We start from the raw sequence: 21,706 nt of genomic DNA, 5'->3' as shown, positions 1-21,706 counted from the left end.
ATTGTGGATTACCCTAACTTCTTCACCCCGAATGGCGATGGCTTCCACGATACCTGGAACATCATCGGGCTGCAGGACACAGGATCGGTAATCTATATCTTCGACCGTTACGGCAAACTGATCAAACAGATCAGCCCTGACAGTGACGGATGGGATGGTACCTTCAACGGTGTACAGGTACCGGCAACCGATTACTGGTTTACCGTTACCTACCCGGAATATGACGGAACAACAACCGTGATACGTGAATTTAAATCGCATTTCTCACTGAAGAGATAAGAATGCAAAAACAATAAAAAGAACCGGTCAGCCAACAGCTGCCCGGTTTTTGTTTTTTATAAGGAGATTGTGGGTTTGAAGGACTTATCATTGCCTTGATGAAAGGGTGTTTTCAATATCTTTTAATTCAAGACCTTTAGCTCTAAATAAAATTAACAAATGGAATAGTAAATCGGCTGCTTCATTTTTGAATAGCTCGATATTATTATCCTTTGCTTCAATAATAAGTTCAACAGCTTCTTCACCTACTTTCTGAGCAACTTTATTAATTCCTTCATTAAATAACTTTTTGGTGTAAGAGGACTCCTCAGATCCGGATATAATTCGCTCTTTTATTATCTGTTCTAATTTGTAAAGAAAAACTTTTTCATTCGGAAGGGAAAAACAGGATTCATTCCCGGTATGGCAAGTTGGGCCTTTTGCTATCACATTTATCAATAAGGCATCAGAATCACAATCAAGAGAAGAGGACTGAACAAGAAGATAATTTCCGGAAGTCTCGCCTTTTGTCCATAAGTTTTTACGACTACGGCTATAAAAAGTTACATATCCGGTTTCAAAAGTTTTTGTGTAAGCTTCCTGATCCATGTAGCCTAACATTAATACTTTCATTGTTCCGGCATCCTGAATTATAACAGGCAAGAGTCCGTTTGATTTTGTAAAGTCTGGTTTCATCGTATAGGAATGTTTTGTTCTTTTAAATAATATTTAAGTTCAGAGAGAGTAATGTCACCATAATGGAAAATGCTTGCAGCTAAAGCGGCGATGACATTTGTTTTAGAAAAAACATTTTTAAAATGTTCCTTGTTTCCGGCTCCTCCGGAGGCAATAACAGGTATGTTTACGGCATTGCTTACAGCATTAATAGTAGCAATATCAAATCCTTTTTTGGTTCCATCCTGATTCATAGAAGTGAGCAGTATCTCACCGGCACCCATCTGTTCCACATGCCTCGCCCAGCTTACCAGTTCAATTCCAGTAGGTGTTTTGCCGGCGTTAATAATCACTTCATTTGTGTTATTGACTAATTTTGTATCAATTGCAACAACTACAGCCTGGCTACCCATTTTATGGGCTATTTCACTTATTAAGTCTGGATTTCGCACGGCAGCGGTATTAAGGCTTATTTTGTCGGCACCACTATTGATTAGTATTTCAGCATCCAGAACTGTAGCTATTCCACCACCAACTGTAAATGGAATGTTGATTTCTTTGGCGATTGTCGTGACAAGTTCTAATAATGTTTTTCTTTTTTCAAGTGTAGCAGTAATATCAAGAAATACCAATTCGTCAGCACCATCCTGTGCATATTTAGCGGCTAATTCAATTGGATTTCCTGCATCATTAAGCCCCAGGAAATTTATTCCTTTTACCACACGTCCACCCTTGATATCAAGGCATGGTATGATTCTTTTTTTTAACATAATCTGCTTAATTCTTTTAGTTTGATTTGTCCTTCATAGATGGCTTTACCAATGATTACACCTTCACATCCAATTTCTTTCATGCGGTAAATATCTTTAATAGAAGATATGCCTCCACTGGCGATAAGTTTAATATCGAGAGAAGTAAGTATTTCAAGATACAATGCAGTTGAAGGTCCCGATAACATACCGTCTTTAGCAATATCAGTACAAATTACCTGCTGAATTCCTTTTTGCTGATAATTTTTAATATAAACCAAAACATCATCCTGACTTTGATTTAGCCATCCGTTAATTGCTATTTTACGATTGCTACAATCGGCCCCGAGTATTATTTTATCTGAACCGTATACTTCAAGCCATTTAGTAACTATATCAGGTCTTCTGCCAGCAATACTTCCTGCCGTTATTTGGTTCGCACCACTGTCGAACGCTTTTTCGATTTGGCAGTCAGATGTAATTCCTCCTCCATAATCTATTATCAAATTTGTTTGGCTGGCAATATCTTCAAGAACTTTACTATTTACAATTTTACCTGCTTTTGCACCGTCAAGATCAACCAGATGCAGGTATTTTATACCCGAGTCTTCAAATTTTTTTGCTACATCAACAGGGTTTGTATTGTATATCTTTTGGGTATCATAATTTCCCTGGGTAAGCCGGACACATTTACCATCTATTATATCTATTGCGGGTATAATCCTCATAATTCTAAAAAGTTTTTAATTAGTATTTCGCCCAACATACCCGACTTTTCCGGGTGAAACTGAACAGCATAAAAATTATCTTTTTCTAATACTGCGCTATAGGGTAATATGTAGTTACATTCAGCTATGGCATATTTGGACATTTCGGCATAATAGCTATGGACGAAGTAAAAATGAGCATCAGTTGGAATGTTTTTGAATAATTTTGATTCCTTCATATTTAATGTATTCCATCCCATGTGGGGAACAATATTATAAGGCGGGAATTTTTTGACTTCAATATCAAAGATTCTAAGTCCTTCAGTATTTCCTTCTGAGGTTGAATTACACATAAGTTGCATGCCAAGACAAATTCCCAATACAGGCTGTGTTAGCGATTTAATTACTGTATCTAATCCTTTTGCTTTTAAATATTCCATAGCTGTTGCTGCCTGACCCACTCCGGGAAAAATCACTTTGTCTGCGGATGCAAGAAGTTGCGGATCATCTGTTATGATACATTGATGTCCTAAACGTTCGACAGCATTTTTTACAGATGTGATGTTACCTGCATTATATTTTAGTATTGCTATCATAATGTTCCTTTTGTGCTTGGGATTGAAAAATCATTATTCTTTTTAATTGCCATTTTAATTGCTTTAGCAAAAGCCTTAAATATTGCCTCAATTTTATGATGCTCATTGGTTCCTTCTGCTTTGATGTTAAGATTGCATTTTGCCGTATCACTAAACGATTTGAAAAAATGCACGAACATTTCCGTAGGCATCTCACCAATTTTTTCACGGGTAAACAGAGCATCCCAAACTAACCAGGGTCTGCCTCCAAAATCAATGGCTACCTGTGCCAGGCAATCATCCATGGGTAAAAGGAATCCATACCTGTCTATTCCTTTTTTGCTCGCTAATGCAATTTTAAAAGCTTCACCTAATGCCAATGCAGCATCTTCTATAGTGTGATGCTCGTCTATATGCAGATCGCCCTTAACTGTTATCGAAAGGTCTATTCCTCCATGTTTTGCCAACTGATCCAGCATGTGGTCAAAAAATGAAATACCTGTGGCTATGTCGCTTTTTCCTGTACCATCAAGGTTTAAAAGTATACTGATTTCAGTTTCCTTAGTTTTTCTGAATACCGAAGCAATTCTGGGAAGTGCTTTCAGGTGATTGTAAATTTCATTCCAGCTCTTTGTTACAAATGTTGCCTGTTTGTTACTATCACCAATAAATATTGATTTGCTGCCAAGGTTTTTTGCAAGTTCAACATCGGTTTCTCTGTCTCCAATAACATAAGAATTTGCGAGGTCAAAATCTCCTTTTAGGTAGTGGGTCAGTAATGCAGTTCCGGGTTTACGGGAGGGAAGGTTCTCGTGTTCAAAACTTTTATCAATGATAATCTCTCTAAAAGAGATACCTTCATTTTTTAATGCCTGAATTATCTTATCCTGAGCAGGCCAAAATGTATTTTCGGGAAAAGAATCTGTTCCCAAGCCATCCTGATTGGTAACCATTACAAGTTCATAATCCAGTTCGTTTACTATTTTGGACAAGCCATTAAATACACCGGGATAAAATTCCAGTTTTTCCAGACTATCAAGCTGAAAGTCGACAGGCGGCTCAATAACGATTGTTCCGTCACGATCTATAAAAAGTATTTTTTTCATATGGTACTATTTTCTAAGGCAGTAAGAAGCTTTTGGTTTTCATCTGGAGTACCTACAGATATCCTTATGCAATTGGGCACTACCTGATTCCTGTTTCTTACTATAATGTTGTTTTGTTTTAAATAATCATAGATTCTATTAGCGTTCCGCACTTCAATCAAAAGGAAGTTTGCCTGAGACGGATATACTTTAACGACCTGAGGTAACTTTGCAAGAGCTTCAGCCATTCTTTCTCTTTCGCTAATTAGTAGAGATTTTGCTTTTTCAAAGCCCTGTATATCCTCAAGTTTTTCTATCGCGGCCTTATAATTGAGCGTACTGATGTTGTATGGTGGCTTTACCTTATTGAAGATATCGATTATAGCTTTAGATCCAAACGCCATTCCTAAACGTACAGCCGCAAGTCCCCAGGCTTTACTTAGTGTTTTTAGTATAATCAAATTGGGATACATTCCAAGTTTTTCAAGCAGAGAGTTATTGGTAAAATCGGCATATGCTTCATCTACTACTACTATACCCTTAAAGTTTTTGATTATCGATTCAATTTCCTCAATTGTGTTACCGGAGGGGTTATTTGGTGAACAAATGAACAGTATTTTTATAGCGGGATCTTTTAAAGAAGCTATAGCGCTGTATATATCTAACTGAAATTCGGCATTAAGAGGAACTTCCAATAACTCTATATTGTTTATCGATGCCGATACTTTATACATACCATAGGTAGGTGTAAAAGTTAGGGCTTTGTCTTTTTCCGGTTCGCAAAATATCCTCATGCAAAGGTCTATTGCTTCGTCGCTGCCATTGCCAATGAAGATGTTTTCAGGAGCAGTAGAGTATACCAATGCTATTCTATCTTTTAATGCGCTCTGATGAGGATCCGGATAACGATTTAACTCTCCGAAAGGATTTTCATTAGCATCGAGAAATATTCCCTGTTTGCCTGTATATTCATCCCGGGCTGAGGAATAGGGCTGCAACGCCAGAATGTTTGGACGTACTATCGTATTAATATCAAACATTATTTAAGTCTTTTAGTCGTATTGTAACTGCATTTTTATGAGCCTGAAGTTCTTCGGACTCAGCCATTATTTCTATAGCCGGACCAATATTCTGCAATCCCTTCTCACTGATTTTTTGAAAAGTTATTTTTCGTATAAAACTGTCGAGGGATACTCCGCTATAGTTTTTAGCATAACCATTTGTAGGTAAGGTGTGGTTGGTTCCACTGGCATAATCTCCGGCACTTTCACAGCTTAGATTACCAAGAAAGACAGAGCCGGCATTTATTATTTTCTCAGTATAATTTTCAGCATTTTCGCAGGCAATTATGAGGTGTTCCGGAGCATATTGATTACTCAGGCCGAAGCACGACTCCAAATCATCAAAAACAATGATCTTGCTGTTTCGTAATGCTTTTTCAGCTATTTCTCTTCTGGGTAAATCCTGAATTTGACTGTTTACTTCATTTATAGTTGCCTTAGCCAAAGATTCTTCTGTGCATAACAAAATCACCTGACTGTCAGAACCATGTTCGGCCTGTGATAGTAAATCTGCAGCCAGATATTCAGGATTTGCAGTGGTATCGGCAATAATTAATAGTTCACTTGGACCGGCAGGAATATCTATGGCTACACCATATTTTAATGCCAGTTGTTTAGCAGCGGTTACATACTGATTTCCAGGGCCGAAAATTTTATCGGCTTTTGGTACGCTTTCCGTACCCAGAGTCATAGCTCCAATAGCCTGAATGCCACCGATGCAATAAATATCTTTAATTCCGGTTAGCTGTGCTGCATAAAGAATTGCATCATTGATCTTTCCATGCTTATCAGGCGGTGTGCACAATACAATGTTTTTACAGCCTGCTATTTGTGCCGGAATAGCAAGCATAAGTACAGTTGAAAAAAGAGGGGCAGAGCCACCGGGAATATAAATGCCTATATTTTCTATCGCACGGCTCTCTCTCCAGCAGTATACACCTTCAGTTGTTTCAATTATACTTTTTGCCTCTTTCTGAGAAATGTGAAATTTTTCAATGTTGGTTTTAGCCAATTGTATGGCTTGTTTTAACTCTTCCGGTATTAGCTTAGCCGATTGAGTTATTTCCTGTTCTGTTAATTTTAAGCTATCAGGTACAACACCGTCGAAAATGTTGGTATATTTTCTAACTGCAACGTCTCCGTTTCTTTGTATTTCCGTGAATATCTGAGTAGCCAGTTCTTCCAGATTATAGCTTTTTATGGCAGGTCTTTCGCATAGCGACGACCATTCATTTTTAGTAGGGTTGTAGTATGTTTTCATTTGTTTACAGTATCATTTTTTCAACATTAACTACTAGTATTCCCTGAGCGCCTAATGCTTTTAGGCGATCTATATTATTCCAAAAATCGTCTTCACGAATTACAGAGTGAATGCTGCTCCATCCCGGTTCTTCAAGAGATAGGACAGTTGGACTTTTCATACCCGGTAATACCTCAGATATCTTTTTTATTGAAGAAGTGGGAGCATTTAACAGGATGTATTTGTTTTCAGAAGCGTTCTTAACGGACTGTATCCTGAAAAGCAATTGATTAAGGATAGTCTGTTTATTGCTGTCAAGGTTGGGGTTAGAAATTAATACTGCTTCACTTTTGCTAACTATTTCAACTTCTTTTAACCCGTTAATTTGCAAAGTGCTTCCCGTGCTAACAATATCAAAAATAGCATCTGCAAGGCCAATACCCGGGGCAATCTCTACGCTACCATTGATAGGTTCGATTTCCGCAATAATGTTATTTTTATTAAGGAATTGCTGTAAAATAACTGGGTAACTTGTTGCTATTTTTTTATTGTTGAAGTATGATGTATCATTATATTCAACATCTTTAGCAACAGCAAGGGAAAGTCGACAATTGGCGAAACCAAGTTTGGTGTTAATTGTAACCTCTTTGTTTTTTTCCCACACTTCGTTTTCACCCAGTATTCCCACGTCTGCAATACCTTGCTCTACATATTGAGGGATGTCATCATCCCTTAGGAACAGGATCTCAATTGGAAAATTTGTAGATACTGCTTTTAAGGTGCGTTCGCCGTTAGAGAGTTTTATGCCGCACTCCTTTAGTAACTGGAGCGATTTTTCGCTAAGCCGGCCATTCTTCTGAATGGCAATTTTTAATTTACTCATTTTTATTAGAAATAATGCCTGAGTAAAAAAAGAAGGGGGAGCGCTCGATTAAATAAAAAACCCGTCTGATTTTACTCAAACGGGTTTTAGAAAAATATTTGGATTAACTACATATCATTTCCTTCTCGCATTTGAGCCAGTATTAAAATGATGATGATGATGTAGTTGATTAAATCTCATACTTAAGGGTTATTTGTCTGAAATAACGTAGCAAATATAGAACTATTTTTAAACAACAAAATTATTTGACCAGAAATTATATTTTTATTTTGCTTTGAGATTAAAATATTGTGCCTGATTTTCAGACATATAGATGTCTTTAAATATTTACTGAAAACGGACAATACCAAAATTTTATATAATCTTTATAAAATTGTATAAGAGACCATAGGAAAATAGGTAGTACATTTACATTACTTTATTAAAGGTTTTTTGAAACCGGTTGGATATGAAAAACTTATATATTATAGTGCTGATGGTTTTAGGGTTTATTTTAACCCCAGAGACTTCTTTTGCCTGTAATAATTCAAATCATACTCCCCAAAACAAGTCTTATACAGAATGTTCGGTAACTGATACAAATCATGCTGGTGTTTGTAAGCAGGAACATAAAGGAAAATGTGACGGAAATTGCTGTCAATGCCTGACTATAGGTATGCTGAAATTTTTGCCAATTGCTTCTTTGGAAACGGGACAGCTGTTTAATTCTGCATTAGAAACAAAAGAAAAATTTGTTTATTCAGAATCATATTTTGAGTCCGATACTTACGGACTTCGTCTTCCTCCTAAAATAAGCTAAACCATAATTGTATAGCCATAAGTGTGTTTAAACAAGTCACACAAACTGAATTATTTGTTTACTTATAAATATTAAAAATCATGAATCTATTTTATAAAATAGCGATACCTGTATTTATGCTTGTATCGTCATATGCTAACGCGCAGTTAAAAAATACCCAAACTGAAATAGTTACCGTCTATGGTAGCTGTGATATGTGTAAAAAGACAATTGAAAAAGCCGCTACAGAAAAGAAAATATCTGAAGCCGTATGGGATAAGGACTCACAAAAACTAACTCTTACTTACGATACTACTAAAACCACTGCTGATGCCCTCCTAAAAAAAGTAGCCTATGCAGGTTACGATAATGAGAAATACCTCGCACCCTCTGAAGCTTACAATAAACTTCCGGGATGTTGCAAGTATGAGCGCCCTGCTGAAACTACTGCTAATAAGGATAATCATGAAGGTCATGAAACCTTGGCTGCTGAAAATTCAGGTCAAAGCAATACTATTTTAAAAGATGTCTATAGGTCTTATTTTACTCTAAAAGATGCATTGGTAAAGTCAGACGGATCAGCGGCAGCTAAGGCTGCATCAGAATTAGAGAAAACGCTAAAAGCGGTGCCAATGGATAAGATGCAACATGCTGCCCACATGGTATGGATGAAAAGCCTACCTGTTTTGCGAGAAGATGCTGAGCATATAGCAGAAACCAATGATATAAAACATCAACGAGATCATTTTGTAACATTGTCTGATGCTCTGTATAATGTGGCTAAAGCTTTTACTACAGGTGAAACCATTTATTATCAGCATTGTCCAATGTACAATAATGGCAAAGGGGCTAACTGGCTGAGTTTAGGAAAAGAAATAAAGAATCCATACTACGGAAATAAGATGTTAAGTTGCGGAAACACTGTTGAAACCCTTAAATAATGCCTATGCAAAAGCTAATTTTTATTTGCTTACTGCTGTTTTCAATGGTAATTCAGGCGCAGAAAATTAAGGAATATGACCTGTATGTTACTGATACAGTAGTAAACTATACCGGTAAAACTGTAAGTGCTATCGCTATTAATGGCATGTTACCAGGTCCGGAGCTGCATTTTACTGAGGGCGATACAGCTGTAATAAGAGTGCATAATATGATGCACCATGAAACTTCAGTACACTGGCATGGGCTTCTGCTTCCTAATGAGCAGGACGGTGTACCCTATCTTACTACGGCTTCCATAAAGCCTATGAGCGTACATACGTTTAAATTTCCCTTAAAACAGAGTGGTACTTATTGGTACCACTCGCATACTATGTTACAGGAACAGTCAGGTATGTATGGAGCGTTTATCATCCATAAAAAAGATGAAACTAAGATGCCGGAATATACAATGCTCTTAAGTGACTGGACTGATATGAATCCGCATCAGGTTGAACGTATGCTTCACAAGGAAAATGACTGGTTCAGTATCAAAAAAGGAGCTACCCAAAATTACGGACAGGCTATAAAGGAGGGTAAGTTTGGAACAAAGTTCACTAACGAGTGGAAGCGTATGCGGGCTATGGACGTGAGCGATGTATATTACGAGCGCTTTTTTGCTAATGGTAAAAGCGAAGTTCAGGCTACAGATTTTAAGCCTGGTGATAAAATACGGGTACGAATCATTAACGGGAGTTCCTCCACTTATTTTTGGGTGAATTATGCCGGAGGTAAGATGGATGTGGTAGCTTCTGATGGGGCAGAAGTAGTACCGGTGAGTGTAGATCGTTTTATAGTAGGAACTTCAGAAACTTACGATGTAATTGTGACTATTCCTCCTAAAGGTATTGCTTATGAGTTAGTTGCCACTTCTGAAGACCGAACGGGGCATACATCATTATGGCTTGGTAACGGAATTAAGCAGTTGGCCAATCCTTTGCAAAGGCTGAATTATTTTGAGGGTATGCAGATGATGAATGATATGATGACTGTGGGAGGAAACATGAAAGATATGGGGATGAACATGAGTTTGCAGCAGATGGATATGAATGCAGTTATGTATCCTGAAATATCAGGCATGCAAATGACTGGCATGCAAGGTCCGGATGCTACAAATGCAAATGGTATGGAAAACATGAAAGAACATGACCATCATGCTATGGAAGAGAATAAGGATATTGTTACACTTAACTACAATATGCTTAAATCGCCGGTAAAAACTATTTTATCCGACAGGCCTTATCGTACACTGCATTTTACCCTAACCGGAAATATGAACCGTTATGTATGGACTGTTGATAATAAAACCATATCTGAAACCGATAAGATTCTAATTAAGGCGGGGGAAAATATACGTATTATTATAACTAATAATTCAATGATGCGACATCCCATGCATCTTCATGGACATTTTTTTAGGGTAGTCAACCAATATGGAGAATATTCACCGCTAAAAAGTGTACTTGACATTATGCCTATGGAAACGGATACTATTGAATTTAATGCTTCCGAAAAATATGGTGACTGGTTTTTTCATTGTCATATACTCTATCATATGATGAGCGGTATGGGCAGAATATTTACCTATGAGGATTCGCCACCTAATCCACAGTTGCCTGATGCGGAAGCATCGCTAAAAAAAGTATATGCAGACGATAAGCGTTATTATTTTTCGGCGGATATTGGTCTCGAAAGTAATGGTAGTGATGGAGAGCTACGACTTGAAAACACACGCAATTTTATAGATGCTGAATGGAGAGTAGGCTATAATAGTGAATCCGGTTATGAAACCGAAGCGCACATTGGCCGTTTTCTAGACAATAAGCAATTTTTTGCTGTATATACAGGTTGGGATTTCAGGTATCATAACGAGATGGATAAACAGCGCAATCTTTTTGGGCAGCGAAGCACACAGGCAAAAAGGGCAGTAGCGTGTTTAGGGATTATTTATGTTTTACCCTGGTTTGTAGAGACTGATTTACGGGTAGACCATAAAGGCAATGTTCGCTTGCAGTTCACGAGACAAGATATACCTGTTACTTCCAGATTACGATTATGGGGAAGCTGGAATACGGATTTTGAATACAGTGTAGGCAGCCGCTATATATTGACCCGATACTGGTCTCTTTCGGCACATTATGATAGTGATATGGGCATGGGTGGAGGTATTGCCTTTACCTATTAGTCTTTATGAAAAAAGATAAAAGAAAAATCCCGAAGTCAATTTGATTTCGGGATTTTATATGTATCACCTTCAAGGCAAATTCTAAACTATTTTCAAATTCAGAAAATTATTGTTTGCGGATATTTATATTTAAGAAGTCTAAATTATTATTCACCATATAGACTGATAATACTTACTGTATTCCCAGTATAATTAGAAACAATAGCATATTTACCATCTGGGCTCATCTTGATACATCCTGGCGACAATCCAACATTAATAGTAATTGGGACTAACAAATTAGTAGATAGATCTATGATATTCACAGTTCCCTGTCCGGCTGTCAACCCCGTGTAATCAGGTGCACCTGAACTGTATAATGTATTGTAGTTTGAAACAAAACCATAAAGTCCATCTGGAGTAATATCAAATCCGGATGGTTGTATTCCTACTTCAATCAGCGCCGATTGAGTATTTTGTTCAAGATCTATTACACAAACCGTTGTGCCATAAGGCGCAAAGTTATTGCTCCCAAAGTTGGTAAGGTATGCAAACTTACCGGAAGCATCAATTTTTAAAGCGAACATACCAAATAGAAATGGGGTTCCTCCAAGAAAGGGCGCACCGCCTATAGTATCAACCACAACGTTAGTAGCCGTAGAAATCTTTGATAACGTTCCTTGCCATGGCTCACCGTTTGTGTAATTTGCGGTATAAACAAAATCACCTTTTGGACTAATAGCAATTGCAGATGGTGCTGCAGCCTGTGTATATTCACTTAAAGTAATTTCCTGAATAATTTTTTCACTAATCAAATCTACTACACTTACAGTATTGCCGGATCCGGATGGAATTGCTTTACTTGCACCATAATTATTAACATAGGATTTAGTGCCGTCGGGGGTGATTACCATACCTGATGGCCCATTAAATCCGTCTATTATTCCGGTAACTTTATTTGTTGCAGTGTCAATTATGCTCACTGTAGATGCATTGGAGTTAGTAACGTAAGCTTTAGTTTCGTCTTTAGATAGCGTTATGGTGTACGGCTGATTAAATGTTCCGCTTGATATTGTTAAGACTGGCATCATGGTTGTTAAGTCTATCAGCGTCACGGTATCACTTCCTGCAATTCCGTAATTATTACCATTGGCTACATATAATTTAGTAGAATCGGATGTTATTGCCATTGCTGTAGGATTCACACCAACGTTAACAGTGGCAATTAATTTGCTGTTTATAATATTTTTCAATTGATTTTTATCAGTTTTTGACATAGTATTTTTGGTTTAATTAATTTTATCGGTTTGTTTTTTGGCTGTCCTCGTTTTTTAATTTTAGTTGACCTCTAATTTTTATAGATCCAGGTTTAAGGAGTGCTAAAACTAAGCACTAAAAAGGACTCGGAATCACGTAGATTTACCCGATTTTAAATTATTGATTTAAGAATTTAGTTTGTTAAAAAAATAATTTTTATGGTATTTATAGAATATACCATTACATTTGCTGCAACTTTAGGGGTGTCTACTACCGTAGGCTGAGATTTTACCCTCTGAACCTGATGCAGCTCATACTGCCGTAGGGAAAAGTAAGATGACTTTGACGTTCCTCCGTGTACAGTCGTAGCCATTCCTAAAGTATATCAATATATACCAACAAGGAATGGAGCTTACAATCAATAATCAGACAAGACATTTTACTGAAAGTACAGTCACTATACAGACTATGCTTGATATCGAAATACCTTTGAAGCAAAAAGGTATTGCTGTAGCCGTTAACAACACTGTTATTCCCAAAACGCAGTGGAATAGCTTTACTCTCTCTTCAACAGACCAGATATTAATTATTTCTGCCACTCAGGGCGGATAGAATTTTATTGCTATAAATCAAACAGACATACTAATGGAAAATACAGAACGTCAGATTTCCCGCACTCCTTTTCCTAATTCTAAAAAAATATATGTTGAAGGAAATATGCATCCTATAAAGGTAGCAATGCGTGAAATTTCACTACATGATACCAGGCTTTCTAATGGCGGCCTGGAGAAAAATCCACCCGTTACGGTTTATGATACTTCCGGACCTTATACTGACATTGATGCCGAAATAGACATTCGTAAAGGATTGCCACGCATTAGGGAACAATGGATAATGGAGCGCAATGACGTGGATGAATTACAACAGATTACATCTGACTATGGTAAGCAAAGGCTCAATGATTCTAAACTCGATCATTTACGGTTTTCATACTTACACAAGCCGAAACGCGCTAAAGCAGGCGCAAATGTAACACAGCTGCATTATGCAAAAAAGGGAATCATTACTCCGGAGATGGAGTACATAGCAATACGTGAAAATCAGCGTTTAGAAGCTTTTGAACAGCAAAATCCTTCGCTTGCCTCTCAGCATATTGGAAATAGTTTCGGGGCAAATACGCCTAAGACAAAAATTACACCTGAGTTTGTTCGTAATGAAGTAGCCTGTGGAAGGGCCATTATACCTAATAATATTAACCATCCTGAAAGTGAACCCATGATTGTTGGGCGAAACTTTCTTGTAAAAATAAACGCTAATATCGGCAATAGTGCGGTTACCTCAAGTATTGAAGAAGAGGTTGAAAAAGCTGTTTGGGCCTGCCGCTGGGGAGCGGACACGATAATGGATTTGTCCACAGGGAAAAACATCCATGAGACAAGAGAGTGGATAATTCGCAACTCCCCGGTTCCTATTGGTACAGTACCTATATATCAGGCACTTGAAAAAGTGAAGGGTATTGCTGAGGATCTCACTTGGGAAGTTTTCCGGGATACGCTTATAGAGCAGGCAGAGCAGGGAGTATCTTATTTTACGATTCATGCCGGTGTACTGTTGCGCTATATCCATCTCACCGCTAACAGGGTTACCGGTATTGTTTCCAGAGGGGGATCAATTATGGCGAAGTGGTGCCTGTTTCATCATAAAGAAAATTTTCTATATACCCATTTCGAAGAAATATGTGAAATTATGAAAGCCTATGACGTTGCTTTTTCACTTGGCGATGGCCTTCGTCCGGGTTCTATTGCCGATGCTAATGATGCAGCGCAATTCGCAGAACTCGAAACGTTAGGCGAACTCACTAAAATTGCATGGAAACATGACGTTCAGGTATTTATAGAAGGACCAGGCCATGTTCCCATGCATATGATAAAGGAAAACATGGATAAGCAGTTAGCACATTGCGGAGAGGCACCCTTTTACACTTTGGGGCCACTTACTACAGATATAGCTCCGGGGTATGATCATATAACCTCTGCCATTGGTGCAGCTATGATAGGTTGGTATGGAACAGCTATGCTCTGTTATGTTACGCCTAAGGAACACCTGGGATTACCCAACAAAAAAGATGTGAAGGATGGTGTGATAACATATAAAATAGCCGCTCATGCTGCTGATCTGGCTAAAGGTCACCCAGGGGCACAGTACCGTGACAACGCCCTTAGTAAAGCACGCTTCGAATTTCGTTGGGAAGATCAGTTTAATCTGGCGCTTGATCCTGATACAGCAAGGGAATTTCATGATGAAACCCTACCAGCAGATGGCGCAAAAGTGGCACATTTTTGCTCTATGTGCGGTCCGAAATTCTGTTCAATGAAAATATCACAGGAAATAAGGGAGGTAGCTGAAAAAGGGATGAGAGATAAATCGGAAGAGTTTGTTGAGGCCGGAAAAGAAATTTATTTGTAGTGCTGATTGTTATTACAAATCCGGTAATTTTTACTGATGAAGCGAATATCATTAACACGCTATTTGAAGAAGGACTGCAGTTGCTTCATATGCGAAAACCTGGTATAGGCATCTACCATCTCAAATATCTTCTGGGTTTGATACATGAGGAATATTATGATAGGCTGGTACTGCATCAGCATTATAATCTGGCAGGACAGTACGGCATAAACAGAATTCACTTTACTGAAAGTAACAGGCCTGATTTTGATAAGATACTCGAGATGCTGGGCAACGACCAAGAGTGGATATTTTCAACTTCAACACACAGTCTTGAAGATTTTAACGGATTATCCCATCGTTACGAATATGCCTTTTTAAGTCCGGTGTATAACAGCATTTCTAAACCGGGATATGCTCCGGATACAGATATTATCGAATCAATAAAAAGGCGTAGTAACTTTAATACAAAACTGATAGCGTTGGGAGGAATAAGTCATAAAAATTACAAACAAACACTTCAGACGGGTTTTGATGGTGTAGCCGTTTTAGGAAATATATGGAACTCAGGCGACCCCATATGCGAATTTAAAACGTTTAATAATGAGAAGTAAAATACAATATATATCTCAGGGAGAGACTGCTGACACTCAGATACAAAATATAAGATCAGTACTTGACGCCGGGTGTAATTGGGTGCAATTACGCTTTAAAAGTGTATCGGAATTGGAGGTGCTTACAGTAGCAGAACAGATTAAAAAAATAATGCTGGGATATGATTGCACATTTATAATCAATGATTATCCTCATATAGCAAAAGCTGTTGATGCGGATGGCATCCATTTAGGACTTGACGATATGGATATAGCACAAGCGAGATCTATTATAGGACCTGGCAAAATCATAGGAGGTACTGCAAACACACTCAATGACGTGATTAAACGCCATACAGAACAATGCGATTATATAGGCCTTGGACCATTTCGTTTTACTGCAACTAAAGATAAATTGAGCCCTGTTTTAGGATTAAAAGGCATGCAAAGTATTATGAAGGAGATAAATGAATATCAAATTCATACACCGGTTTATGCCATAGGAGGTATAATACAAGATGATATCAAACATATTATTGATACGGGTATCTATGGGGTAGCACTATCGGGCTATATTACTTCGCACACTCAAAAAAAAGAACTATTTAGTCAATTAAATATAGTATGAAACCATTAGTAATAGGAGATAAGAAATTTGAATCACGGCTGTTCTTAGGTACAGGAAAATTTGGATCCGCCACGCATATGGAAGAGGCTGTCCTGGCGTCAGGTAGTGAACTGGTCACTGTTGCACTCAAACGGGTCGATTTTGCAAAGGACACAGATAGTCTCTTATCACATCTGAACCATAGTCATATTAATCTTTTGCCCAATACATCGGGGGCAAGAAATGCGAAAGAAGCCGTATTTGCAGCGCAATTGGCACGCGAAGCGATGGAAACCAACTGGCTTAAGCTGGAAATACACCCTGATCCTAAATACCTGCTTCCGGACCCTATAGAAACCCTAAAAGCCACTGAAGAATTGGCAAAGCTGGGCTTTATCATCTTGCCGTACATGCATGCCGATCCTGTTTTATGCAGGCGTCTTGAGGATGCCGGTACATCAGCGGTCATGCCTTTAGGGGCACCTATAGGCTCCAATAAGGGTTTGAAGACACAGGATTTCTTAGAAATCATTATTGAGCAAAGTAGGGTTCCTGTGATTGTAGATGCAGGAATTGGTGCGCCTTCTCATGCAGCTTTGGCTATGGAGATGGGAGCTGATGCGGTATTGGTCAATACTGCTATAGCTGTTGCGGGTAATCCGGTACTAATGGCAGAGAGTTTTAAAGAGGCTGTTATTGCCGGACGTAAAGCTTTTGAAAGCCAACTGGCAGGAAGCGTTAGTATAGCCTCGGCATCCAGCCCCCTTACTTCATTTTTATATGACTAATGCTAATTTCCAATGACGACTTTTAAAAGCCTCTTTGAACAATACCACTGGGATAGTATTCAGCAGAAAATACAGCATGTTACAGCTGCTGAGGTACAACATAGCCTTTCCAAAAGAAAGCGCACTATAGATGATTTTTTAATACTTATTTCTCCTGCAGCTACGCCGTTTTTGGAAGAAATGGCTGCGATGAGCAAAGAACTGACACAAAAACGTTTCGGCAGGACCATACAGATGTATGTACCTATGTATCTTAGCAATGAATGTCAGAATATTTGTACTTATTGTGGTTTTAGCCTGGACAACAAACTAAAGAGAAAGACTCTGAACGATGCCGATATTCTAAAAGAAGCCGAAGCTATAAAACAAGCAGGTTTCGAACATGTGCTTTTAGTTACCGGTGAAGCTAATTATACAGTTAATATCAATTATTTCCTGAATGCCATCAGTTTGTTAAAGGCAAAATTTGCTAATATTTCTGTAGAAGTGCAGCCTTTAAGTACTGAAGAATATCAGGCATTACATACAGCTGGCGTACATGCTGTACTGGTTTATCAGGAAACCTATCATAGGCAAGTGTATAAGCAGTACCATCCCAAAGGGAAAAAATCAAATTTTGATTTCAGGCTGGAAACACCCGATAGGATAGGTAAGGCAGGGATACATAAGATAGGGCTTGGCGTATTGCTTGGTCTCGAAGATTGGCGTACCGACAGTTTCTTTACTGCGCTCCATCTGGATTACCTTCAGAAAAAATACTGGCAGAGCAGGTATTCGGTATCTTTCCCAAGGCTGAGGCCTGCCGAGGGTATTATTGAACCAAACTTTATTATGGATGATAAGGATATGTTGCAGCTTATTTGTGCCTACAGGATATGGAATGAAGATCTTGAAGTATCCGTCTCAACAAGGGAAAATGAAAAATTTAGGGATAACATTATCCATTTAGGGGCTACCAGCATGAGTGCCGGGTCAAGGACCAATCCCGGTGGGTATTCGGTAGCGCCGGAATCGCTCGAACAGTTTGAGACCAGTGACGAACGTTCAGCCGAGGAAGTTGCCGAAAAGATCAGAGCAGCTGGTTATGAGCCGGTATGGAAAGACTGGGATAAAATATATACTTCTTAAAATATGATTTCAATAGATAGCTTTTTGCGTTATAATCGCCAGATGATGCTGTCCGGGATAGGAGAGGCGGGGCAGGAAAAAATTCAGCAGACTAAAGTACTTGTGATAGGTGCAGGGGGACTTGGCTGTCCTGTTTTACAATATCTCGCAGCAGCCGGTATAGGAACATTAGGCATTGTTGATTTTGATATTGTTGAATTACACAACCTGCACCGACAGATACTTTACAACGATGAACAAATAGGGGAATCAAAAGCAGTAACTGCAAAAAAGGTACTGCAAAAGCTGAATCCGGGCTTGAACTATAATATCTATGACCGAAAGCTTACAGGTGAAAATGCGGCTGACCTCATACGTGACTTTGATATGGTTATAGATGGGAGCGATAATTTTTCAACACGCTATTTAGTCAATGATACATGTGTTTTGCTTAATAAACCGCTTGTATATGGCAGTATACTGAATTTTGAAGGACAGATGGCAGTGTTTAATCATAAAGGAAGCAAGAACTTAAGAGACTTGTTTCCATCCCCACCTGATCCAAAAGACGTTCCTAATTGTAGCCTCAACGGCGTTATAGGAACTTTGCCGGGTATTTTAGGCAGTATGATGGCTCACGAGACAATTAAGCTAATCACAGACCTATCGGTTTTACATAATGAAATGATAGTTTATGATACTTTGCAGTGGAAGTTCATCAAAGTGAATTTTTAGTTCTCAGCCCGAAAGAGGGAGGGGGAATATTTTTCTTATTCAGCTTTTTTCATTGAATATATCCCTCCTGCAAAAAGCAGCACCGCGACCCCTGTGTAGATAAAGCCCTGCTGTTTGCCGGATTCATTTGAAGCATCAATTTTTATGCCCAGGAAATTAATTTCTTTTGTGTTGTCAGCTATTTTATTCAGGCCAATATAACCTATAGCCAGGCTTAAAACTATAAGTGCAATTCCTACGATTTTTGAACTTTTCATTACTTTTTTGTTTTTAGTGATTATTTATATTGTTTTTGGTGATTCATGCTTTTAGGCATTGCGTTTTGAGAGTGACATCATTAATAAACCGACTGTTGCACCTGCGAACATAGCCAAACCAATTTCTTTTATCGATTTTGAAATTGGTTTTTTTCCATATATACGCATGGGCTCTTTTGAGCGGGCCAGTATATTCCCGGCATTTCCCGTTTTGTCTTCATTCATTTTCATCATGAGTCGAACTGCACCGGAAGCCAGATTTATGGTTGTTTTAGGGAACATCCGATATATATTAGTAATCGCAGCTGCTCTGAAATCAGGGAAAAGGTCTTTTTGGGGATGTAATGCAAGCTGAACCATTTTTTCGGCGGTGTCACGGGGATCTGATGCAATCGGAGGAATTTTCATATCAAATCCTGAGTATTTTGCCGAATGCAGATTTCCTGTTGAGTTTTGCAATTGAGGATAAAGATTGCAGATATGGATGTTCCTTCGGTTAGAGATTTCCCCTTGTAAACCTTCCATCATACCCCTAATTCCGTATTTTGTAGCGGTGTATACTGAACTATAGGGAGCAGGCATAAAACCTCCAATGGATATATTGTTTATTATTATTCCGTGATTCTGTTTTTTAAAAATTTTAAGCGCATTGTAAGTGCCATGCAGATACCCAAATAAATTTGTCTTTATCACCTGCTCGTGGATAGGCATGGGTATTTCTTCGAATTTGCCACTTGCCATAACCCCTGCATTATTAATCCATACATCAATGGTGCCATAGATGCTTAGTGCTTGTTGAGCAACCTTCTCTACATCCTCTTCTACAGACATATCGGCTGATACACCAATGGCGTTTGCATTCAGATTCCTGCATATTTCCACAACCTCGTCAATGCCTTGTTGTCCTCTGGCTACGATAACCAGATTAGCACCTTTCTCGGCAAAGGCTTCAGCTGCTGCTCTTCCCACGCCGCTGCTTGCTCCGGTAATGACCACTGTCTTGTGCTTTAGTTGTTGAGTATTTTTCATAGTATTTATTTACATTAGTATCATTGTTACATGGCCACCTTTTATTCATTCCTTACTTTCAAATTACTAAGAATGTTTACATTAATAGTTTCTATAGTAACGGTTTTCAGGTATTTTTGTTAATGATAATATTTAAAGTTAGCCAAATGAGTAACAAGTGCTATTTAAATCATTGTTAAAGACTGAAAGAGAAAGTGTTATTTAAGGTTTTTATATAAAATATTTTGTAGTTCCTTAACCTTAGTTGTCAGTAATGCCAAATATGCGGTTAATATTGGGTTAATCATTTGTAAAACAAAGCCCTTGTACTACGGTACTTTTATACCTTGTATCCTATACTAACAACCTAAATAAAATGTTATGGAGAACTCAAAATTATATTATATGTGGGTTAATCTGCCTAATAAAATCAGGCTTCCCCTTTACACACGTGCTAAAGAGCGTCGCCAGCAGATTTGTGACATAATACTTAAAGCATTAGAGTCCGGTGAGGCAAAACTCATCAAAGCGGGTCTCAACGGACCAAATAAAGCAGAAGCCTCTGGTAAGCAAAACCAATTTACCAATGTGATACTGAAATACCATACCAACGGAAAAATAGACTTTAAATGGAATGAGCAGAAATTGATAAAAAAATTCGCAGACCTTTTTAAAACATCAGAAGTGATAATTATCGGGGATAACACGCGATTGTTGATGGATACTGATAAGTATAGGAAGATTACTCTTGAGGGAAGAGAAAAGTGGTTAATACCAAATCAGGTAAGTAGTACCTAAGTTACATAATAATGAAAAATAATAAAATTCTTTTCACACTTATAATTACGTGATATATTCCATAGTTTCAGCTTAATTTTATTGGATTAAAAAGTTATTATGACAGGTAGTACTGTGTCTTTTGTAATGCCATATACCGTATCACCTTCTTTTGGTTCAATTACATAAGTTCCTGTAAATTCTCCAAATGCCGGAAGTATCATCTGATTTTCGGATTGGAAAAAGCATGGAAGCTTTAAAGATTGCCTTCCTGCTCCACGTAATTTTATGGCCGGATGCACATGTCCGCATAAATTAAAAAAACCTTCACGGATTTCAGGATAATGCGTAAGCAGAATTCCATTTAGTTTCCATTCGTTAGTAATTTGTATGTTTAATTCGCAGTATTTAGCCGGATTTATAATGTCATGATTGCCTGCAATAAGGATTATAGGGATGTTTGTTTTTTCTACCCATTGCTGAAATAAATACCACTCATTATTTAGTTCGCTATGAAATAAATCACCTAAAAAATAAATGCTTTCAGGATCAAAGTAATTTACCACTTCGTCCAGTTTTATAAAGTTTTTATTTATGACAGCTTCAGGTATTGCTGCACCATATTTTCTGAAGTGAGATACCTTTCCAAGGTGTGCATCGCTGATAAGTAGCATACGTTTTTCTGTCCAGTAAAGTGCCCCTGAATTATGCAAAACAAATGTATTTCTATTAATTTCTATTTCTAAAGTCATTATTTTTAGACCTTTAATTTTATTAGTATATGAGATATGTGATTGCTTTCTTTTTGCCTTGGTTATCATTGATACTACAAGGTAAAATTCTCAGTGGGATAATTTGTCTTATCCTGCAAATAACTATAATTGGCTGGATACCTGCATTTATATGGGCAGTAACGGCTTTAAACCGAATGTATGCCGACAGAAGAACCAATCGTATTATTAAAGCTATGGCTAAATAA

At 38.0% G+C, this 21,706-nt stretch carries 25 protein-coding genes and 1 riboswitch; of the genes, 13 read left to right on the top strand and 12 right to left on the bottom strand.

Features of this window, described 5'->3' with window-relative positions; genetic code table 11:
• The coding region (locus DEU42_RS09630) for a T9SS type B sorting domain-containing protein (protein WP_147278097.1) at positions 1-279 on the top strand (279 nt) is incomplete at its 5' end.
• A gap of 87 nt (positions 280-366) precedes the next feature.
• Here DEU42_RS09630 and hisIE read toward each other — a convergent pair.
• From hisIE to hisG, 8 genes are read right to left on the bottom strand one after another with little or no spacing between them, the layout of a single operon-like run.
• Complete coding sequence (gene hisIE, locus DEU42_RS09625; protein WP_114758081.1) at positions 367-954, bottom strand: bifunctional phosphoribosyl-AMP cyclohydrolase/phosphoribosyl-ATP diphosphatase HisIE; 588 nt, start codon at positions 952-954, stop codon at positions 367-369.
• Complete coding sequence (gene hisF / locus DEU42_RS09620) at positions 951-1,703, bottom strand: imidazole glycerol phosphate synthase subunit HisF (RefSeq protein WP_114758080.1); 753 nt, start codon at positions 1,701-1,703, stop codon at positions 951-953. Before hisF ends, hisIE begins: the two co-directional genes overlap by 4 nt.
• A complete protein-coding gene (gene hisA / locus DEU42_RS09615) occupies positions 1,697-2,410 on the bottom strand; it encodes a 1-(5-phosphoribosyl)-5-[(5-phosphoribosylamino)methylideneamino]imidazole-4-carboxamide isomerase (protein ID WP_114758079.1) in 714 nt (237 codons plus the stop codon). The genes hisF and hisA overlap by 7 nt, the downstream gene beginning before the upstream one ends.
• A complete protein-coding gene (gene hisH / locus DEU42_RS09610; RefSeq protein WP_114758078.1) occupies positions 2,407-2,985 on the bottom strand; it encodes an imidazole glycerol phosphate synthase subunit HisH in 579 nt (192 codons plus the stop codon). Before hisH ends, hisA begins: the two co-directional genes overlap by 4 nt.
• Positions 2,982-4,070, bottom strand: coding sequence for a bifunctional histidinol-phosphatase/imidazoleglycerol-phosphate dehydratase HisB (gene hisB, locus DEU42_RS09605; protein WP_114758077.1), 1,089 nt, complete (start codon positions 4,068-4,070; stop codon positions 2,982-2,984). Before hisB ends, hisH begins: the two co-directional genes overlap by 4 nt.
• Positions 4,067-5,089: a histidinol-phosphate transaminase gene (hisC, locus tag DEU42_RS09600; RefSeq protein WP_114758076.1), complete on the bottom strand. Its 1,023-nt coding sequence runs from the start codon at positions 5,087-5,089 to the stop codon at positions 4,067-4,069. The genes hisB and hisC overlap by 4 nt, the downstream gene beginning before the upstream one ends.
• The gene (gene hisD, locus DEU42_RS09595; RefSeq protein WP_114758075.1) at positions 5,082-6,371 is read right to left on the bottom strand and encodes a histidinol dehydrogenase; all 1,290 of its coding nucleotides are present in this window, start codon (positions 6,369-6,371) and stop codon (positions 5,082-5,084) included. The genes hisC and hisD overlap by 8 nt, the downstream gene beginning before the upstream one ends.
• 4 nt (positions 6,372-6,375) lie before the next feature.
• Positions 6,376-7,233 carry an ATP phosphoribosyltransferase gene (gene hisG / locus DEU42_RS09590; protein ID WP_114758074.1) on the bottom strand — a complete coding sequence of 286 codons (858 nt, stop codon included), beginning with the start codon at positions 7,231-7,233 and terminating at the stop codon, positions 6,376-6,378.
• Between the two features lie 448 nt (positions 7,234-7,681).
• Here hisG and DEU42_RS09585 point away from each other — a divergent pair, with 448 nt between their 5' ends.
• The 3 genes from DEU42_RS09585 (at position 7,682) to DEU42_RS09575 (ending at position 11,174) form a co-directional block, all read left to right on the top strand.
• Entirely contained in the window at positions 7,682-8,032 is a 351-nt protein-coding gene (locus DEU42_RS09585) for a hypothetical protein (protein WP_114758073.1), read from the top strand.
• An 80-nt stretch (positions 8,033-8,112) separates the two neighbouring features.
• Positions 8,113-8,952, top strand: coding sequence for a DUF3347 domain-containing protein (locus DEU42_RS09580; protein WP_199509080.1), 840 nt, complete (start codon positions 8,113-8,115; stop codon positions 8,950-8,952).
• Entirely contained in the window at positions 8,952-11,174 is a 2,223-nt protein-coding gene (locus DEU42_RS09575; RefSeq protein ID WP_114758072.1) for a multicopper oxidase domain-containing protein, read from the top strand. Before DEU42_RS09580 ends, DEU42_RS09575 begins: the two co-directional genes overlap by 1 nt.
• Before the next feature lie 146 nt (positions 11,175-11,320).
• Here DEU42_RS09575 and DEU42_RS09570 read toward each other — a convergent pair whose 3' ends face one another.
• The gene (locus tag DEU42_RS09570) at positions 11,321-12,430 is read right to left on the bottom strand and encodes a YncE family protein (RefSeq protein ID WP_114758071.1); all 1,110 of its coding nucleotides are present in this window, start codon (positions 12,428-12,430) and stop codon (positions 11,321-11,323) included.
• A 229-nt stretch (positions 12,431-12,659) separates the two neighbouring features.
• Positions 12,660-12,755: riboswitch (TPP riboswitch) on the top strand.
• 60 nt (positions 12,756-12,815) lie between these two features.
• Here DEU42_RS09570 and thiS point away from each other — a divergent pair.
• The 7 genes from thiS to DEU42_RS09535 are packed head-to-tail and all read left to right on the top strand — an operon-like array spanning position 12,816 to position 18,685.
• On the top strand, positions 12,816-13,022 hold the full coding sequence (gene thiS, locus DEU42_RS09565; protein ID WP_114758070.1) for a sulfur carrier protein ThiS: 207 nt from the start codon (positions 12,816-12,818) through the stop codon (positions 13,020-13,022).
• Positions 13,023-13,055: 33 nt separating this feature from the next.
• Positions 13,056-14,876: a phosphomethylpyrimidine synthase ThiC gene (gene thiC, locus DEU42_RS09560; protein ID WP_114758069.1), complete on the top strand. Its 1,821-nt coding sequence runs from the start codon at positions 13,056-13,058 to the stop codon at positions 14,874-14,876.
• Positions 14,876-15,469 carry a thiamine phosphate synthase gene (locus tag DEU42_RS09555; protein ID WP_233506653.1) on the top strand — a complete coding sequence of 198 codons (594 nt, stop codon included), beginning with the start codon at positions 14,876-14,878 and terminating at the stop codon, positions 15,467-15,469. The genes thiC and DEU42_RS09555 overlap by 1 nt, the downstream gene beginning before the upstream one ends.
• Entirely contained in the window at positions 15,459-16,076 is a 618-nt protein-coding gene (locus DEU42_RS09550) for a thiamine phosphate synthase (protein WP_114758068.1), read from the top strand. Before DEU42_RS09555 ends, DEU42_RS09550 begins: the two co-directional genes overlap by 11 nt.
• Entirely contained in the window at positions 16,073-16,843 is a 771-nt protein-coding gene (locus tag DEU42_RS09545; protein ID WP_114758067.1) for a thiazole synthase, read from the top strand. The genes DEU42_RS09550 and DEU42_RS09545 overlap by 4 nt, the downstream gene beginning before the upstream one ends.
• Positions 16,844-16,855: 12 nt before the next feature.
• Entirely contained in the window at positions 16,856-17,971 is a 1,116-nt protein-coding gene (gene thiH / locus DEU42_RS09540; RefSeq protein ID WP_114758066.1) for a 2-iminoacetate synthase ThiH, read from the top strand.
• 3 nt (positions 17,972-17,974) lie between these two features.
• A complete protein-coding gene (locus DEU42_RS09535; RefSeq protein ID WP_114758065.1) occupies positions 17,975-18,685 on the top strand; it encodes a HesA/MoeB/ThiF family protein in 711 nt (236 codons plus the stop codon).
• Between the two features lie 35 nt (positions 18,686-18,720).
• Here DEU42_RS09535 and DEU42_RS09530 read toward each other — a convergent pair whose 3' ends face one another.
• Positions 18,721-18,942 (bottom strand): hypothetical protein, encoded by a 222-nt coding sequence (locus DEU42_RS09530; protein WP_114758064.1) that lies wholly within the window; start codon positions 18,940-18,942, stop codon positions 18,721-18,723.
• 51 nt (positions 18,943-18,993) lie between these two features.
• Positions 18,994-19,971: an SDR family NAD(P)-dependent oxidoreductase gene (locus tag DEU42_RS09525; RefSeq protein WP_114758063.1), complete on the bottom strand. Its 978-nt coding sequence runs from the start codon at positions 19,969-19,971 to the stop codon at positions 18,994-18,996.
• A 360-nt stretch (positions 19,972-20,331) separates the two neighbouring features.
• Between DEU42_RS09525 and DEU42_RS09520 the strand changes: the two genes are divergently transcribed.
• A complete protein-coding gene (locus DEU42_RS09520; RefSeq protein WP_114758062.1) occupies positions 20,332-20,748 on the top strand; it encodes a hypothetical protein in 417 nt (138 codons plus the stop codon).
• A gap of 86 nt (positions 20,749-20,834) precedes the next feature.
• Here DEU42_RS09520 and pdeM read toward each other — a convergent pair whose 3' ends face one another.
• Positions 20,835-21,479, bottom strand: a complete 645-nt coding sequence (gene pdeM, locus DEU42_RS09515) for a ligase-associated DNA damage response endonuclease PdeM (protein WP_114758061.1) — start codon at positions 21,477-21,479, stop codon at positions 20,835-20,837.
• 29 nt (positions 21,480-21,508) lie between these two features.
• Between pdeM and DEU42_RS09510 the strand changes: the two genes are divergently transcribed.
• Positions 21,509-21,706 (top strand): YqaE/Pmp3 family membrane protein, encoded by a 198-nt coding sequence (locus DEU42_RS09510; RefSeq protein ID WP_114758060.1) that lies wholly within the window; start codon positions 21,509-21,511, stop codon positions 21,704-21,706.

It is taken from the genome of Flavobacterium sp. AG291 (genome assembly GCF_003350375.1).
In the GTDB taxonomy this organism is placed as follows: Bacteria; Bacteroidota; Bacteroidia; order Flavobacteriales; family Flavobacteriaceae; genus Flavobacterium; species Flavobacterium suzhouense.
Note: the sequence above shows the minus strand (reverse complement) of the source record. Positions and strands in the feature narration are given on the sequence as shown.

Bases quoted from the DNA above. Each gene is read 5' to 3' on its own strand.
- hisIE (WP_114758081.1), bottom strand. From the start codon at position 954: ATGAAACCAGACTTTACAAAATCAAACGGACTCTTGCCTGTTATAATT.
- hisF (WP_114758080.1), bottom strand. From the start codon at position 1,703: ATGTTAAAAAAAAGAATCATACCATGCCTTGATATCAAGGGTGGACGT.
- hisA (WP_114758079.1), bottom strand. From the start codon at position 2,410: ATGAGGATTATACCCGCAATAGATATAATAGATGGTAAATGTGTCCGG.
- hisH (WP_114758078.1), bottom strand. From the start codon at position 2,985: ATGATAGCAATACTAAAATATAATGCAGGTAACATCACATCTGTAAAA.
- hisB (WP_114758077.1), bottom strand. From the start codon at position 4,070: ATGAAAAAAATACTTTTTATAGATCGTGACGGAACAATCGTTATTGAG.
- hisC (WP_114758076.1), bottom strand. From the start codon at position 5,089: ATGTTTGATATTAATACGATAGTACGTCCAAACATTCTGGCGTTGCAG.
- hisD (WP_114758075.1), bottom strand. From the start codon at position 6,371: ATGAAAACATACTACAACCCTACTAAAAATGAATGGTCGTCGCTATGC.
- hisG (WP_114758074.1), bottom strand. From the start codon at position 7,233: ATGAGTAAATTAAAAATTGCCATTCAGAAGAATGGCCGGCTTAGCGAA.
- DEU42_RS09585 (WP_114758073.1), top strand. From the start codon at position 7,682: ATGAAAAACTTATATATTATAGTGCTGATGGTTTTAGGGTTTATTTTA.
- DEU42_RS09580 (WP_199509080.1), top strand. From the start codon at position 8,113: ATGAATCTATTTTATAAAATAGCGATACCTGTATTTATGCTTGTATCG.
- DEU42_RS09575 (WP_114758072.1), top strand. From the start codon at position 8,952: ATGCCTATGCAAAAGCTAATTTTTATTTGCTTACTGCTGTTTTCAATG.
- DEU42_RS09570 (WP_114758071.1), bottom strand. From the start codon at position 12,430: ATGTCAAAAACTGATAAAAATCAATTGAAAAATATTATAAACAGCAAA.
- thiS (WP_114758070.1), top strand. From the start codon at position 12,816: ATGGAGCTTACAATCAATAATCAGACAAGACATTTTACTGAAAGTACA.
- thiC (WP_114758069.1), top strand. From the start codon at position 13,056: ATGGAAAATACAGAACGTCAGATTTCCCGCACTCCTTTTCCTAATTCT.
- DEU42_RS09550 (WP_114758068.1), top strand. From the start codon at position 15,459: ATGAGAAGTAAAATACAATATATATCTCAGGGAGAGACTGCTGACACT.
- DEU42_RS09545 (WP_114758067.1), top strand. From the start codon at position 16,073: ATGAAACCATTAGTAATAGGAGATAAGAAATTTGAATCACGGCTGTTC.
- thiH (WP_114758066.1), top strand. From the start codon at position 16,856: ATGACGACTTTTAAAAGCCTCTTTGAACAATACCACTGGGATAGTATT.
- DEU42_RS09535 (WP_114758065.1), top strand. From the start codon at position 17,975: ATGATTTCAATAGATAGCTTTTTGCGTTATAATCGCCAGATGATGCTG.
- DEU42_RS09530 (WP_114758064.1), bottom strand. From the start codon at position 18,942: ATGAAAAGTTCAAAAATCGTAGGAATTGCACTTATAGTTTTAAGCCTG.
- DEU42_RS09525 (WP_114758063.1), bottom strand. From the start codon at position 19,971: ATGAAAAATACTCAACAACTAAAGCACAAGACAGTGGTCATTACCGGA.
- DEU42_RS09520 (WP_114758062.1), top strand. From the start codon at position 20,332: ATGGAGAACTCAAAATTATATTATATGTGGGTTAATCTGCCTAATAAA.
- pdeM (WP_114758061.1), bottom strand. From the start codon at position 21,479: ATGACTTTAGAAATAGAAATTAATAGAAATACATTTGTTTTGCATAAT.
- DEU42_RS09510 (WP_114758060.1), top strand. From the start codon at position 21,509: ATGAGATATGTGATTGCTTTCTTTTTGCCTTGGTTATCATTGATACTA.